This window comes from Robbsia andropogonis, assembly GCF_000970345.1.
GTDB lineage: Bacteria > Pseudomonadota > Gammaproteobacteria > Burkholderiales > Burkholderiaceae > Robbsia > Robbsia andropogonis.
Genome location: NZ_LAQU01000010.1, coordinates 37,726 through 53,102, shown reverse-complemented (window position 1 = coordinate 53,102; position 15,377 = coordinate 37,726). Strand labels below are relative to the sequence as shown.

The following is a 15,377-nucleotide window of genomic DNA, read 5'->3' as shown; positions in this document are numbered from 1 at the left end:
TAACCGATCAACGGCTGCTTATCACACATCGACCGACATGCCCAACACACCATTCGAGTATCCTGATGTATTGCATTCTCCAGTGATAAAGGGCTCGTCGCCGGCGACGCGCGGTCTCCATGAGGCACTTGCATCGCCGCAACAGACGCAAAGCCTCGCGGATGCCTACCGGCAACATGGCTATCGCATCGCACGACTCGACCCGCTTGGCCTCTCTCCCGCTCCACGTCTCCGGGAACTGGCGCCCGCCTTCCACGATCTCGACATCGATCAAGCGCGCGGCTTTGATCCAGACTTGCTTCCCGGCGCATTGACCGTGCGCGAACTGGCGCACTGGTTGCATCGCACCTATTGCGGCAATATCGGCTTCGACTGTACCGGCCTGCGCGACGAGATACGCCGTAAATGGCTGTATGCACGCATCGAATCCGAAAGTCAGGCGGACCCCGTTGCACCCAATTCACGAGAAACGCTGCTGCACCGTTTGTTGGCGGCGGAGGCATGGGAGCGGTTGGCTGCGCAGACCGTGCCGGATGGCAAGCGCTTTTCGCTGGAAGGCTGCGAAAGCCTTCTGCCACTCATGGATGCGATGGTCGACAATGCCGGGCGTAATGGGGTGCGCCATCTGTTTGTCTCCATGCCGCATAGAGGGCGACTCAACATTCTCGTCAATCTCTTCGGCGTACCGGCCCAGCATATGCTGGAATGTCTCGACCCGCTGTCAGATACCGCCGCCACGCAGACCGACCTGCCCTATCATCTCGGTGCGCAAACCACGCGCGCGACAACATCAGGCCATGTCGACATGACGCTGGCCAGCAATCCATCACATCTGGAAAGCGCGTTTCCTGTAGTCAGTGGCATGGCGCGGGCGTGGCGCGATGACCATCCGGAATCCGACGGCGCATTAATCGTCGTGCACGGCGATGCCGCCTTCGCGGGACAAGGGGTCGTACCCGAGACGCTTAATATGACGCGTCAAGCAGGCTATTCGGTGGGTGGCACAATTCATGTGATCGTGAACAACCAGATCGGATTCACGACACCCAACCGGATGAATGCCGAATCACCGCTTTTTTGCACTGACGTGACGCGGATGATTGATGCCCCCGTAATACACGTCAACGCGGATTATCCTGATGATGTACTGCGAGCAGTCCGAATCGCGTTTGACTACCGGATGCATTTTGGCACGGACGTCGTGATTGATCTGATCGGCTATCGACGCCTGGGGCATTCTGAACATGACCTCCCTGCGGTGACGCAGCCGCAGTGGCAGAAACAAATCGATGGGCATATCCCGGTATGCGAGCGATATCACGCGATGATTCCCGGCGTAGCCGCACTTGAATCGCTACGCACCGAGGCGCTAAATCGCCTTGGCGAGGTGGCGGTAGAAAACACCAGGATAAAGCGCACGGACTCGGCGTCGAACCGTTTGCCGTTACGAACGGGAGCGACACAGGGATGCCCGGAAGTGCAGCTGCACGCGACCATCGCGGCATTAACTACGCTTCCTCCGGGCCTGCGGGTACATGAAAAGGTCCGGCGGCTGATCGACAACGGGAAAGCGGCAGCGACGCAGGAAACGTCTCCAGTTAACTGGACACTCGCGGAAAACCTGGCTTACGCCACCCTGTTGGACGACGGCGTGGGTTTGCGCATTTCCGGCATGGACGTCGGTCGCGGCACGTTCATGCACCGGCACGCGGTCTGGCATGCGCAAGGGGATTTGCCAGAAGATGAAAGCACCTATGTCCCATTGCAGCATATTGGTGCGCAAGGCCAATGCGACATCGTCAATTCACCGCTGACAGAGGAAGCGGTGTTGGGATTCGAGTACGGATACAGCGTACAGACACGATCCCGCCTGACCATATGGGAGGCGCAGTACGGCGATTTCGCCAACGGCGCGCAGGTGATGATCGATCAGTTTATCGCCAGCGGCGAATATAAATGGGGGCAGCAGTCCGCCTTGACGGTGCTGCTGCCACATGGTCACGAAGGCGTTGGGCCCGAACATTCGAATGGCTATCTGGGCCGCTTCTTGCAGTTATGCGCGGCAAACAACCTTTGCGTCACCGTGCCGAGCACGTCCGCGCAATGGTTTCACTTGCTGCGTGAACAGGCTGCATCGAATGCTATCCGACCACTGATCGTAATGTCGCCGAAGTCTCGCCTTTATGAAGACCCAGCCTCGCACGGATGTGTACGTGATCTCGTGGAAGGCCGTTTTCTTCCCGTGATCGCCCCTGAGGATCGTGGTGCTTCCGAGAGCGTCACGCGCGTCGTTTTGTGCAGCGGCAAGTTCTATTACGAACTGGAAGCCAGCCGCGCTGCGGAGAACGACGGCACGGTAGCCCTGGTGCGCATTGAACAATTGTATCCATTCCCGTCCACGGAACTAGGCGCGGCATTCGCCGCTTATCCGAACCTGCGTGACGTGGTGTGGACACAGGAAGAAGATGCGAATCAAGGCGCGTGGCGAAGCGTGCGTGAAGAAATAGAGGCGGCGTTACCTTCGAGGTGTGCGTTGAAAGCGGTCTGCCGCACGGCGACCCCGTCGGGAGCGCATGCCTCACAGCGTGCGCATCGGACGGAACAAGCGCGGCTCGTACGCGACGCGCTCGGCTACTGAGGCCACTCGCTAATCCGTCTCGTTTTAAACGGTTGCGGAGCCGGCGGCTTTTTCCGCCGGCTCCATTCCCTTTTTGCCGTCACGGCATGGTTACCACCGTCTTTAATGCCGACGAGACCGCACGACATTAGAATCTATGTCGCATACCAACAACCACGGCTGCCTGCGAGCTCGCTCCGGAATCCACATCCAGTGAGCCGATGACGGCCTGTGCTTTACCTGTTCCGTTCGTACCGCCGGCGTGCGCATAAGCGGCTACAGCGTAAAAGTCAGTCCGCTTGCTCACGACGTAATCCGCGCCGATCGTAAACTGATTTTGCTTGGCGGACGAATCACCGGTCGATTTCAGATAATCGTAACCAATCTGCGTTTGAATCTGTGCAGAAACATTCCAAACCGCATAGACCTCGGCGTTGTGATATTTTTCCGCACGCGTAAACGTCGAACTCGCATCGGGATTGTATTGAGAGAAACTATAATAGCCGCCGAGGATCACTGGGCCAATGGCGTAGTTGGCACCTGCGCGAGTGATGTTAATCGACCGCGATGAGGCGTACGCATTGTTGACCGAACTGTTAAAAAGTGAGTCGGCACTGGTCGTCGTACGTGCCGAAAGTGCTGCATTGCCGTTATCGATATGGAGATAACCTACAGCAAGCGACACCGGGCCGCTTTTGTACCCGGCCGCACCGCTATACGTCTGCCCCGATCCAGTCGACCCGGCGATCCCGCTAAATGAATACATGGCCGACAATTGCAGCCCGGACCAGGTCGGACTGACCCACTTCAGCGAATTACTGATGCGAACGCTATTGTCAGCGTTGTCGATGTCGCCGGGGGTCGTAAAAAACCCGCCCAGGAAATTATCACCCTGAACCGGTTGCACTAATGTAATCAGCGGATCATATTGTCGACCCGCGGTCACCGTACCCCAAGTCGATCCCGTCAGCCCGACGAATGCCTGGCGCCCAAACATCCGGCTGCCCTGCCCCAACTTTCCGGTTGTAGAATTGAAGCCGTTTTCCAGCTGGAAGATCGCTTTCAAGCCGCCTCCCAGGTCCTCTCCGCCTTTGAGGCCGAAACGTGAACCCGATTGTGTCCCACTGACCATCGATATCTGGGTGGACTGTACCCCACCGTTATGCACGTACTGCAACCCGGTGTCCACAATGCCATACAGCGTCACCGAATTCTGAGCCTGTGCATGTGCTGCAAGCGTGGCGAGGCCAATTGTTACTACTGCCGCGGATATCTTCACCGATCATTCTCCAGACGTTTTTATATTGAATTAAATATCAGGATGACTTGACGTTATTAAAAATAACTCTTTTCGATCATTCAACGTGAAGAAATGCTACTTCTACCGATACATAAAAATTAGCCCGCCACGCTAGCCAGGATCGACATGCACATTCGCTGCATCGTGCATGTCGATCGCCATGGTAAACATCGCTGGTGACAAATTAGTTTCAACACAGCCCTCGCGAGACGGTTGCGGCAATGCGCAATGAAGTGGGCTGTCGATACGTATGATTGAATAGGATAACTACGGACTTATATCGTCACGGCACGAAATTATTGACCTGACCATTACATGCGTATTCGCTACGCTATTTCCCAGAAAAACGTGCCATGCCTACTTCTTCGCAGTCGATCTCGTGCTTTTTGTCGGACCATGGCGATGGCATTGCGCTAGAAGGTGCTGTGCCGGACGGACATTCATCGATAGAAAGCGCGAGCGAATGTCGTGACTTGGTCACGCGTTTTCAGACATGCTTTGTCTCGCGTGAATGATTTGAACAGCGACGCATGGGCGGTATGCGCACTCGAACCGCTTCGCGAACGGTACGTCATCGCCCATTCCAGTAATGCTTTGAAAGATTGCGTGGTCGCGCCACGCCGCATGCCGCGCTGGTGAATGTTCGCGACGCATTCGGATTCGTCGATGTTTATCCATACCAACGCGGTGGACAATGGCAGGATTTCGGATGCGATCCAGCCGTAAATGCCTTCCATCACCCAACCCTCCCCACTTGCCGCTGCACGCGCCATGGCAATGACATCTTCTCGTTTTCGAGACACGTTGTAACCGCCGGGCTCCCAGTTGAACAGGTCCAGGTCGACCCAGGTGTTCCCCCGAGCGCTCGCCAACCGCTCGGAAAGCCAGCTTTTCCCCGCGCCCGTGTTTCCGATCACCAAGGTTTTCGCCAGATTCATCGCAAGACTCATTGTTTTCATCTACGCATGTTGACGGCTGCAAGCTGTTTGACAGGTGCACTGCCATATCGCTTTCCCCTGCCTGGCGTACCGCTAGGCGACGGAACGGATGCAAGACGCGAACAAGTCCGCATCGACATTACCGCCGGAAGCAACGATGATGACGCGCTTGCCCACAAGCGCATGGGCTGCCGGGTCGCTCATCATCGCCGCCAGCGCCACCGCGCCGCCCGGTTCCACGACGACCCGAAAAGCCTCGAAACAGAATGCCATCGCCCGGCGCACCGCATCGTCGCTCGCTGTCAACACCCCCGCCAGGCGCTCGCCATTGATTGAGAAAGGCAGCGCCGCCGGCACGGGGGCGAGCAAGGCATCGCAAATAGAGACACCACCGGATGCATTCGTTTCCCGTCGACCGCTCAAAAGTGAACGCCGTGTATCGTCAAAGTCACGCGGTTCGGCCGCCCATACCTGAGCGCGCGAACCTGCCGTCTCCACCGCGAGGTTGATCCCGGCACTCATTCCGCCCCCACCACACGGCGCGATAATTGCGTCGACATCGCCGCCAACTTGTTCGAGTGCTTCCAAAGCCAGCGTACCTTGTCCGGCGATCACGTGATGATGATCGCCCGGCGGCACGACCTGATATTGCCCTTCGCACGCCAGCGCTTCCGCAACTGCTTCACGACTTTGTTTTCCCGGTCATACCGCACGATACGCGCACCGGCGATACGCGCTTTTTCGACTTTATTTTCCGGCGCATTCGACGGCATGACGACAATCGTAGGGATCGACAGCATGCGGCCGACCGTCGCGATCGCTTGCCCGTGATTGCCCGTGCTATAGGCAACCACGCCGTCCGGGCAGGTGGCACGGTCCAGGCGCGCCATGCAGTTATACGCGCCTCGAAATTTAAAGGCACCCGTATGCTGTAGACTTTCCAACTTCACGAACACCCGAGCGCCGGTCAGTGCATCCAATGCATCGGAGCGTACCACCGGCGTTCGCACGGCCACGCCTGCAAGCAATTCCGCCGCGTCTCGAATATCCTGCATGGTGGGCATGCGATAAGACAACATCTTGTCGACCTTAAAAGAAACAGCGCCTGACGGCCTTGCTGGCTGCGGCGCGGTACGATTGAAAAGAACGGTGCGCCACGCGCCCTGACAGGCACGGCATAAGCGTTTTTGCGTCCGTACGTTGCCCCTCCCAATCCACGCTGACGCGAAAGTGCAGGAGGAATGCAGAAGCAGGCTAGTTCAGATACATCGCACCGGTGCATTTCTCATATTGTCGTCAGCACCGCTTGTTTTGTCCCATTCCAATTTGGGTTGCGTGTTTAACATAAGGTTAAACATGGCCGTCGCGCGGCTAGAGGCTTTCTGCGCTTAGCGGTTCAGCGTCACCGAGCAAAGCGAAACCATGGCGATCCAGCAGTCGACGAAGTATTGCCACGAAACTTTGCGTGAGTTGCGACACAGGCTCATAGCGAGGATGGACCAGGCTCGCCTGAAGTTCAGGCGCGTCGATCATCGGGCGAACCATGACGGGCCGGGACGACGACCCACTGCACGCCGAGAACGCATCAACCAGCGCCAGGCCCATCCCAATCTCAACCAGGCTGACGGCGTTCTGCGGCGAGGCAACTTCCACTGAATAGCTTTGCTGGAATCCTTTCGCAGCGTAATAATCAGCCACCTTGCGTTCCAGGCGTGTGCCATAACCATAGCCAATCATCGGGTAGGCCAGGACATCGTCGAGCGTTAATTGCGCTTTTTCGCCTAACGGATGATCGTCTGGCAGAACGCACATCAACCGACTGACGCACAGCGGAACGATAGTAAGATTGGGATGCTCAATCGGCATGCTCACCACGCCGAGATCCGCTTGATGCTTTAGCAACCGATCACTGAGATGCTCGTAATTATGGCAGCCAAACGTGATTTTGCTATCCGGGTGTTTTTGGCGGAATTGGGAAAGCGCCTCTGGAATAAAACGCTGGCCCACGCTTGGACTGGATACGAGGTTGAGAATGCCGTTGTGGTTTCGCGCCAAGTCCGCCGCGAGTTCATTCACCCTTTGTACGCGCCCATAGACTTCCTCGACCTCATGGAACAGGCGCTTTGCTTCCGGCGTAGCATACAGCCGCCCTTTTATCCGCTCAAAAAGGGCAAAGCCGATGCGCTGCTCGGTGTGGGAGAGTAATCGGCTGACAGCCGGCTTTGACACAAAGAGCATCTGCGAGGCGCCCGCGATGGTGCCAGCCGTCATCACCGCGCGAAACACCTCGATTTGTCTTAAATTTAACGCCGTCATTGCCGATCCCACACCGCCAGGCCAAGTCCCATCCGTTAAAAGCATGCCGGATAGGCCGCAGTACGCAGTATAAAGGCAGCGCCTCCACCTAAACAGAAGACAGGTGCGAAAAGTGACCACAGGCGCGTGCAGCGCCCATGCGTAACGTAAAGTTAACGCTCACGAATATATCGGTACTTTCGCTCGACGGAAAGTGTGACTTACATTCGCCATATTGCTCTTTTTTGATGGAATGCGTCATGCCATCCACCATTTACGTCATCAATCCCAATAGCACACACGCCGTGACGCGCGGAGTGGACGAAGCATTGGCGGGTTTGCGCATTCCCGGCGGCCCCCGCATTGTCACGCTGACACTTGACAGCGGGCCGCCGGGAATACAGACGCAATTAGACGTGGATAGCGTCGTGGTACCGCTGGTCGCGCATTGTCAGGCGCTTCCCGATGACTGCGCGGCAATCGTTATCGCCTGTTTCAGCGATCCGGGATTGGAAGCCGTTCGTGAGGTCATGCGGGCGCGTAATGTTCCCGTATTCGGCATCAGCGAAAGTGGCGTCTTCACGGCGCTGACGAAGGGTCAACGCTTTGGCGTGATCGCTATCTTGAAAACATCCATTGCACGCCATTATCGTAAATACGGCGCCATGGGCGTGCTCGACCGTCTTTCAGGCGAACAGGCGATTGGCCTGGGCGTGGCGGAACTCGGCGACCGCGACCGCACGCTGGCGCGCATGCAGGAAGTGGGCAAACAACTCGTCAGCGACGGGGCCGACGTCCTCGTGATGGGATGTGCCGGCATGGCCACTTATCGTGACGCCCTTGAACAGGCCACCGGCGTTCCCGTCGTCGAACCCACGCAGGCCGCAACCGCGATGGCGCTAGGACAAGTTTTGCTCGGATAAACACCGTCTTCACGCGTACTTTAACGTCACTTAACCGCTTTCAGATAATATGACACGTCTCATCACTGTCGCCGCGGCGCAACTCGGCGCAATCCAAAGAGCAGACACCCGTGAATCCGTTGTCGCGCGCATGATTGCGCTACTGGAAAATGCGCACCGGCGTGGTGCCAATGTGGTGGTGTTCCCCGAACTCGCGCTCACGACGTTTTTTCCGCGATGGTACGTCGAGGACCTGGATGAAGCCGATCACTGGTACGAAGAGACCCTCCCCTCGCCTGCCACCCAACCTCTGTTTGATGCGATCCGTCGCTATCAGATGACCTGCTATCTCGGCTACGCGGAGATCGCGCATGAGGCTGATGAAACAGGCGTGGTACGTAAGCGCCGCTTCAATACGTCGGTCATCATCGCGCCAAACGGCGAGATCGTTTTGAAATATCGCAAGGTGCATCTGCCGGGGCACAAGGAGTTCTCCCAGATTCGAAAAGTGCAGCATCTGGAGAAGCGCTATTTCGAAGTGGGCAATCTGGGGTATCCGGTCATACGCGCACCGGTCGGGAATGTCGACGGCGTGAACCTGGGGATGCTGCTGTGCAATGACCGACGTTGGCCTGAAGCGTGGCGCGAGCTTGGTTTGCAAATGGTCGAACTGGTCATGCTCGGCTACAACACTCCCGCGATGAACCAGGAGAACCGCGGTTTTGAGGCCCACTATCTGCGCAATTTTCACTCGCAACTATCCATTCAGGCCGGCTGTTACCAGAATGCGACTTTCGGCGTGGGCGTGGCGAAAGGCGGTATCGAAGATGGCTTCGAATTGATGGGACACTCGATTATCGTGAATCCGCAAGGGGAAATCATGGCGATGGCCACCGGTTGCGAGGATCAGGTGATCGTCGCCGATTGCGATCTCGGCATGTGTGAGTTGGGCCGCAATACGATTTTCAATTTTGCGCAACACCGCCGTCTGGAAGCGTATAGCCGTATCACCACTCAGACAGGAAGCGTCGCGCCACCAGTGTGGACGCCTTCTGGCAACAGCTAACGCCCCCTCAGGGCGGCCTCACTGGCATCCATACCCCCCTCGCGCGATTCCGCTGAATCCTCTTCGCGACGCTAAGCATCGCACTACTATCGCCGGCATTTTATTTCCGCCCAGCGGTTATCGTGACCTAGGCGCGTCGCACGTTCGCGCCTTTCGCCAGTCTTGAATCATTACCGAAGCACCCGTCTGGAGTAGGCGTAGGCATTGGGGAACCGACGCGATGACGTTACTGTTTCGCCATGCCCTAAGATGTACGCCAAAACCGACATTTTTTCATATAAAGCACAATTTGTCGTATATAGCTAACATTTACTATTGCACTCACGGGATTTCATGTAACCTATAGATAACATATTTAGAAAATAAAAGATAAAAGTAAGCCATGGCGTACATTCCAACCTCGGTCTTGCCTGCACAGTTTGGCGAATGCTTTCGCAAAGAACGCAAGGCGCTTGCGTTGACGCAGGAACAACTGGCCCAGAAAGTAGGACTTGCGAGGCAGACAATAAGCCAGATCGAAAAAGGCGAAAACGTTGGCCTACATACCATTCTTGCTGCGCTGTCGGGATTAAGAAAAGGGTTGCGAATCGATACGGCACGAATCAATTACGACGAGATCGGACAGCTCGACGATGCTTAGCGCGAAAATCAAGCTTTTGAACGTGACTACGCCACAAGGCTCCGCGGGCGAGCTGCATAAAGCGTCACGCTATGCGTTCAACTACACGACGTCGGATGAAAGGCGGGAAGTGTCGCTTATCATGCCGCTTCGTGCCGAAAGTTACGCCGACACCGTATTGCCAACGATCTTTGCCATGAATAAGCCCGAAGGCTATCTGGCGGATAAGTTATGGGAACGCTTTGGCAAGGTATTCGACCTCGATGACATGCGCTTGCTCGCCATCACCGGCGCGAATCAGATTGGGCGGCTGCGCTATGCGGAGCCGGGCACGGAGCGGCAGCACACCCATGCGGAAGTTGGCCTGGAAACCTTACTCGCGTCCGGCGCAAGTGAGGAACTCTTCGAATATCTGGTGAATGCCTACATCACATCGGGCATATCGGGTTTCCAGCCAAAAATCATGATCCCGGATGCAAACGCGCTGAATAATATACCTGCCGCACCGACCGATGGTGATATGGCAGGACGATCCACCGCGATTACGCCGGACCTGATTGTCAAATCGGCCGGGCAGGACTACCCCTGCCTCGCGCAAAACGAATTTCTCTGCATGAGCGCGGCTAAAAAGGCCGGGCTGCGCGTCCCGGACTTCTGGCTATCCGATGACGGTTCACTGTTCGTCATGCGCCGCTTCGATCTTCTTGGACCAGAAAAGGTACAGCTCGGCTTTGAGGACATGGCGGTGCTGCTGCGCAAAAACACATTACAGAAATACCAAGGATCCTACGAACAGATCGCAGAGATGATCGCCCTGACTTGCCAAGAGCATTCGTCCGAAAGCCTGCGACGCTACTTCGACTATCTCGCCCTCTCGATATTTGTCAGGAACGGCGATGCCCACCTGAAGAATTTCGGCCTGCTGTACGACCATCCAAACGGCGCAGCGCCAGCGTTGTCTCCGCTCTACGACGTCGTGACAACCAGCGCCTATGATATCGAAGATCCGCAATCAGGCCGGACGTTGACGGATAGAAAGCTCGCGTTGAAGTTGAACAAGACGCTTGGCTATCCGACCAGAAAAACCCTTTTGCAGTTTGCACACCGCCATTGCGGCATTCGCCTGCATGAGGCTGAATCAACACTTGATCGAATTGCAACGGCGGTCGAGGAAACCGCGCGCGAGCAAAGTCATCGCGTCGAGCCGACCTTCATGCGACGACTGAAGGAGGAATGGAACAGCGGTCTCTTCTCGCTGCAATAAAGGCACGCACTCATGTGACATACGCATCATGCTGACTGTCATCTTGCATGACGTCCCTGGGCCTCTCCACGCATGCCATATCATGCTCAGGCTGTGTTTGATCTCCGCACCACCACGCGATGCACCACCTCATTCAACCGTGGGACGTTTTCACTGGCGTCGCATAACCATAAAACGTCGAGCTGAAGGATCTCGCACAACCGCCGACAATCATTCGAATCCGGCAGAACAACGCCTCTTCTCCAGAATTCAACAACATTTTCCGCTACCTGCAACGCCTTTGCGAGCCTGCTCGACGTAAAACCGCTACGTTTCAATGTCGCGTTGAGTCGCGCGGCGAACGCACGCTTGCCCCTGTTGCTTTGATTCGTAATTTCCAGATGCCGCACCAGATTGGTTCTGTCTCGCATGATGACGAAAAGATCTTGTGAACAATAGACGCTACCGTATCAAGTGCCCCACGGGATTCAAACAAAGAAATCGTGCTGCGCTTAGAATTCGAACCTTATCTTTTTTCGTCATATTCAGTCTTCCAATCAATGCTGCATCGCTCGCTCTCGGCAGAACACTTCGTTTTTCGGAACGGATGCGCCCATCGCCAAACGACTATTTGATATATCGATACACAAAAATTGGGAAGTCATCACGCACGGCGTCTTCTCCCCGGATGCACCTTGAGCCAATGAGCTGATAAGCAAACCAAAATAGATTATTTGGTATCCGCACGAAAATCTCGCACAATCGTTCCAGCATTGAGAAAGCGCCATGCATCAGCAACGCCGTTTCTTATCAGACAAATGGAAAACATTGTGAGCACAGCGTCGACAAGTAATCCGCGCCGTATGAAACTGGGCGCTTTCCTGATGGAAACGGGGCACCATATCGCCGCCTGGCGCCACCCTCAGACAGACGACGCGGGCGACCTCGATTTTTCGCATTACGCCGAATTGGCCAACGTAGCGGAACGAGCCAAATTCGATGCGGTATTTTTCGCCGATAATGTCGGCATCAACAACTGGGACGACGATGCCTTTCTTCGCGACAAAGACAGCGGCCGCTACTTCGACACGGAAAAAATGCATGTCCTGAATTATTAGGGCAAGTATTTTCAGGTACGCGGGCCGCTGACCGTCGCGCGTTTACCGCAGGGTACACCCGTGGTCGTTCAGGCAGGCGCATCGGAAGCCGGCCGGGAACGCGCTGCGGAAACCGCGGAGGTCATCTTCGTTGCAATCTTGGCCTGCCACACCCCGGCATTCGATACGAACAACGCCGCGTTGCCTGAATGTCAGTTGACAAGAGACAGTAACACGTCATTCGAGCGTTTTGCCAATGCCATCGGCTTCTGGAAAGCGCATTCCTCAAGATACGCCCATTTTTCCGTAAGCCAAAATAGGTTCCGCTTTATATGAAACCATGCCTGCCGACTCGCCGTCTTTTTTCACCTGCCATCGTGCGCCTCATCTACAGTACGCTGTTTGCTTCGCTTTCTTTTTGCACCGCGAATACTTTCGCCGCGGATTCTCTGGTTGTACGGATTGGCGTGGCAACCCAGGGCAGTGGTGATCCTCCGACGTATGGCGGGTCCCCCAACGCCACTGCCCGGATCCAGCGTCGATACGAAGATGCCCTGAAAGCACAAGGCATTCAAGTGAAATGGTTTTTTTTCAAGGGAGCAGGACCCGCGGTCAATGAAGCATTGGCGAACAAGCAGATCGACTTCGCGGACCAAGGCGACTTACCGGCCGTGCTGGGCCGCGCGAACGGGATAAAGAGTCATATCATCGTCGCCAACGGTGTTCGTACCGGCATCTATCTGGCGGTACCGCCCGGTTCCGATATCAAGACCGTGAAGGACCTCAAAGGTAAGAACGTCGCGCTTTTCAGAGGTACCAATGCCCAATTAGTCGCGGATAACGTATTGAAAGCCAATGGCTTAAGTGAACGTGACCTGCATGTCATCAATCTGGATACATCGGCCGCGCAAGCGGCATTGGTCGCCAAGGGCGTGGATGCGGCATTCCTGGACTACACGTTGTTTACTTTGCAACGCCAAGGTTTGGCGAAGATCATCTATTCCTCTCGAGAGGCCGGCCCGCAATACACCCGTCAATCGCACTTGCTTGTTCTGCCAGAATTCGAGCAAGCGCATCCGGATGTCGTGCAAGCAGTGGTTACCGCGTTCGTTCAGGCCGCGCAGTGGACCTCCGATGAGCGGAATCGGGCGGCACTCTTCGTGCTATGGGCAAATAGCGGCACCCCTGTGAGTTCCTGGGAAGACGAATTCAAAGGTCAACAACTAAAGGAAAGAGCGTCTCCCCTGATTGATCCTTTCTACATCTCACGTTACCAAAAGGTCGCGGATGAAGCGCTCGCATTGCACCTGATCCGGACGCCTGTCAAGGTGGATGGATGGTTCGAAACAAAATATCTCGACCATGCCTTGCAAACGTTGCAGCTCCAGAAGGAATGGCCACGCTACGACACCAATGGCAAGGTTATTCCTGGATGATCGACCGATGCCACGGCCGGCCCTTGATCCATCAGTACACAATCCGCTCTCCATCACGATAGCTGAATGCTGCTTTCACGGAGTTTCCCTTGATGGCTAATGCCCGTATTCGCGCCGTTCTGCCGATAGCGACCAAACGATCCCAGGAACGTACTGAAGGTCCGTCACCCCTGCGGCTGGCCTGGCATCTCGCCCCATGGCTGCTTCCGGGCGTGGCGGTATTGCTCTGGGTTCTCGGTTCTGAGCAGGGATGGATTTCGCAGCAGATCCTGCCACCACCGGCCCTGGTGATTGCGACGCTTCACGATATGGCATACAGCGGCGATCTATGGACCAATGTGAGCGCGAGCCTGACCCGCATCGCTATCGGATTCGGGCTTGGCGTCGCCGGTGGGTTGGCACTCGGGGCCATACTCGGTTTATCACGGGTCGCCGAGACATACGTATTACCCACCTTCAATGCCATCGTGCAAATTCCGTTGCTTGGCTGGTTGCCCTTTCTGATGCTGCTGGTCGGCATCGGCGAGCCGCTGAAATACCTATTGATCGCACACGCAGCGTTCGTCCCCGTCACATTGAGTACCTTGCAAGGTTTCCGTGAACCACCGAAAGGATTGATGGAAGTGGCGCGGACGTTTCGGTTATCACGCTGGCAAACCATCATATCGGTGATATTGCCGGCGGCAGCGCCCGTAATCGGCACCGGCATCCGACTGGCGTTTACGAAGGCATGGCTGGCTCTGGTCGTTGTCGAAATGCTCGCCGCGTCATCCGGCTTAGGCTATCTGGTCGGTTATGGGCGTCAGTTGTTCCAACTCGATCTGGTGCTTGCATCGGTGTTGATCATTGCGCTGATCGGCTATTGCGCGGACCGCCTGCTGACAGTCTTGGAAAGCAAACTACACCGCGGTTAGACAAGCCGTTGTTACACCAGCCACTCCGGGTAAGTAATTTCAATACGTATTAGTCCATACGAGGCCTGACGTCATGCCACCGCCCTCCGATACATCCGTCATCGCCGAACTGCCAAACACCCTGTCTGCGCGTGCGTCAGCGTCAGGCAGTCGCGCGAGGAACGCAATTGCACGGCGAGCAGCATGGCGGGCCTGGGTCCTTCCGGTCGCCCTCCTCGCGGTTTGGTTCATTGTCGTCCCGGATTCGCTAGCGCCTCACGGAATAGCCGTATCGCCGGCTCAGGTCTGGCGTACCGGTGTCGAACAAGTACGCTCAGGCGCCCTTGCACGGGCGCTGTCGGCGTCCCTAGCACGTGAGTTCACCGGCTTTGCCATCGGCGCGGCGCTGGGTCTGTTGCTCGGTGTGTCAATCGGCATCTCGAAATGGACGGACCGCGTGATTTCTCCGTCGTTTAATGCTTTCAAGCAAGTATCGCTTTTCGCATGGATACCGTTGATATCGGTATGGTTCGGATTGGGCGATGCGGCCAAGGTCGTCTTTTTATCGCTCGCGGCCTTGGTTCCTGTTGCCGTTCATACCGCCGACGGCATTCGCGCGATCCCAGTCGAACAGCGCGAGGTCGCTCGCGTCTTCCGCTATCGACCATGGCAAACGATGGTGTACGTCGTGCTGCCGAGCGCATCCTCGTCCATTTTCACAGGTATTTATCTGGCGCTAATCTATTCCTGGCTGGCCACATTGGGTGCCGAGTACCTCTTGGTCGCGGGAAGTGGGATCGGCAATCTGTTAGTGGATGGGAGCGAGCATTTCCGCATGGATATGGTGCTCTTCGGCGTGCTCGTCGTCGGTGTCATTGGCGCGCTTCTCAACGCGATCGCGCGTTTCATTCAGCGCCGCTTCGCCTGGCAACATCCGACCTCATCGCAACCATAGACTGATCACCATCTGA

At 56.2% G+C, this 15,377-nt stretch carries 13 protein-coding genes and 1 pseudogene; 9 read left to right on the top strand and 5 right to left on the bottom strand.

Annotated features, from left to right (window positions below):
* Positions 1-37 precede the first annotated feature (37 nt).
* Positions 38-2,638: a 2-oxoglutarate dehydrogenase E1 component gene (locus WM40_RS11655; protein WP_082102618.1), complete on the top strand. Its 2,601-nt coding sequence runs from the start codon at positions 38-40 to the stop codon at positions 2,636-2,638.
* Positions 2,639-2,765: 127 nt separating this feature from the next.
* Here WM40_RS11655 and WM40_RS11650 read toward each other — a convergent pair whose 3' ends face one another.
* From WM40_RS11650 to WM40_RS11635, 5 genes are all read right to left on the bottom strand, one after another.
* Positions 2,766-3,896 (bottom strand): porin, encoded by a 1,131-nt coding sequence (locus WM40_RS11650; RefSeq protein ID WP_046152931.1) that lies wholly within the window; start codon positions 3,894-3,896, stop codon positions 2,766-2,768.
* 461 nt (positions 3,897-4,357) lie between these two features.
* Positions 4,358-4,855, bottom strand: a complete 498-nt coding sequence (locus WM40_RS11645; RefSeq protein WP_046152962.1) for a P-loop NTPase family protein — start codon at positions 4,853-4,855, stop codon at positions 4,358-4,360.
* 93 nt (positions 4,856-4,948) lie between these two features.
* Positions 4,949-5,494 carry a pyridoxal-phosphate dependent enzyme gene (locus WM40_RS32080; RefSeq protein ID WP_269083088.1) on the bottom strand — a complete coding sequence of 182 codons (546 nt, stop codon included), beginning with the start codon at positions 5,492-5,494 and terminating at the stop codon, positions 4,949-4,951.
* Positions 5,467-5,934 carry a pyridoxal-phosphate dependent enzyme gene (locus WM40_RS32075; RefSeq protein WP_269083087.1) on the bottom strand — a complete coding sequence of 156 codons (468 nt, stop codon included), beginning with the start codon at positions 5,932-5,934 and terminating at the stop codon, positions 5,467-5,469. Before WM40_RS32075 ends, WM40_RS32080 begins: the two co-directional genes overlap by 28 nt.
* A 292-nt stretch (positions 5,935-6,226) precedes the next feature.
* Positions 6,227-7,171, bottom strand: coding sequence for a LysR substrate-binding domain-containing protein (locus tag WM40_RS11635; RefSeq protein WP_036012522.1), 945 nt, complete (start codon positions 7,169-7,171; stop codon positions 6,227-6,229).
* 239 nt (positions 7,172-7,410) lie between these two features.
* On the opposite strand from WM40_RS11635, the gene WM40_RS11630 reads away from it, so the two are divergent.
* From WM40_RS11630 to WM40_RS11585, 8 genes and pseudogenes are all read left to right on the top strand, one after another.
* The gene (locus WM40_RS11630) at positions 7,411-8,073 is read left to right on the top strand and encodes an aspartate/glutamate racemase family protein (protein ID WP_024905234.1); all 663 of its coding nucleotides are present in this window, start codon (positions 7,411-7,413) and stop codon (positions 8,071-8,073) included.
* A 49-nt stretch (positions 8,074-8,122) separates the two neighbouring features.
* Positions 8,123-9,118 carry an N-carbamoyl-D-amino-acid hydrolase gene (locus tag WM40_RS11625; protein WP_024905233.1) on the top strand — a complete coding sequence of 332 codons (996 nt, stop codon included), beginning with the start codon at positions 8,123-8,125 and terminating at the stop codon, positions 9,116-9,118.
* A gap of 382 nt (positions 9,119-9,500) precedes the next feature.
* Entirely contained in the window at positions 9,501-9,758 is a 258-nt protein-coding gene (locus tag WM40_RS11620) for a helix-turn-helix domain-containing protein (protein WP_024905232.1), read from the top strand.
* Positions 9,751-11,001, top strand: a complete 1,251-nt coding sequence (locus tag WM40_RS11615) for a type II toxin-antitoxin system HipA family toxin (protein ID WP_024905231.1) — start codon at positions 9,751-9,753, stop codon at positions 10,999-11,001. The genes WM40_RS11620 and WM40_RS11615 overlap by 8 nt, the downstream gene beginning before the upstream one ends.
* A gap of 797 nt (positions 11,002-11,798) precedes the next feature.
* A pseudogene (locus tag WM40_RS11605) lies at positions 11,799-12,233 on the top strand (nitrilotriacetate monooxygenase); the annotation flags it as partial.
* A 176-nt stretch (positions 12,234-12,409) separates the two neighbouring features.
* Positions 12,410-13,513, top strand: a complete 1,104-nt coding sequence (locus WM40_RS11595) for an ABC transporter substrate-binding protein (RefSeq protein ID WP_046152928.1) — start codon at positions 12,410-12,412, stop codon at positions 13,511-13,513.
* Positions 13,514-13,605: 92 nt separating this feature from the next.
* Complete coding sequence (locus WM40_RS11590; protein WP_024905226.1) at positions 13,606-14,427, top strand: ABC transporter permease; 822 nt, start codon at positions 13,606-13,608, stop codon at positions 14,425-14,427.
* A gap of 73 nt (positions 14,428-14,500) precedes the next feature.
* The gene (locus WM40_RS11585; protein WP_081765147.1) at positions 14,501-15,361 is read left to right on the top strand and encodes an ABC transporter permease; all 861 of its coding nucleotides are present in this window, start codon (positions 14,501-14,503) and stop codon (positions 15,359-15,361) included.
* The last annotated feature ends 16 nt before the right edge of the window (positions 15,362-15,377 follow it).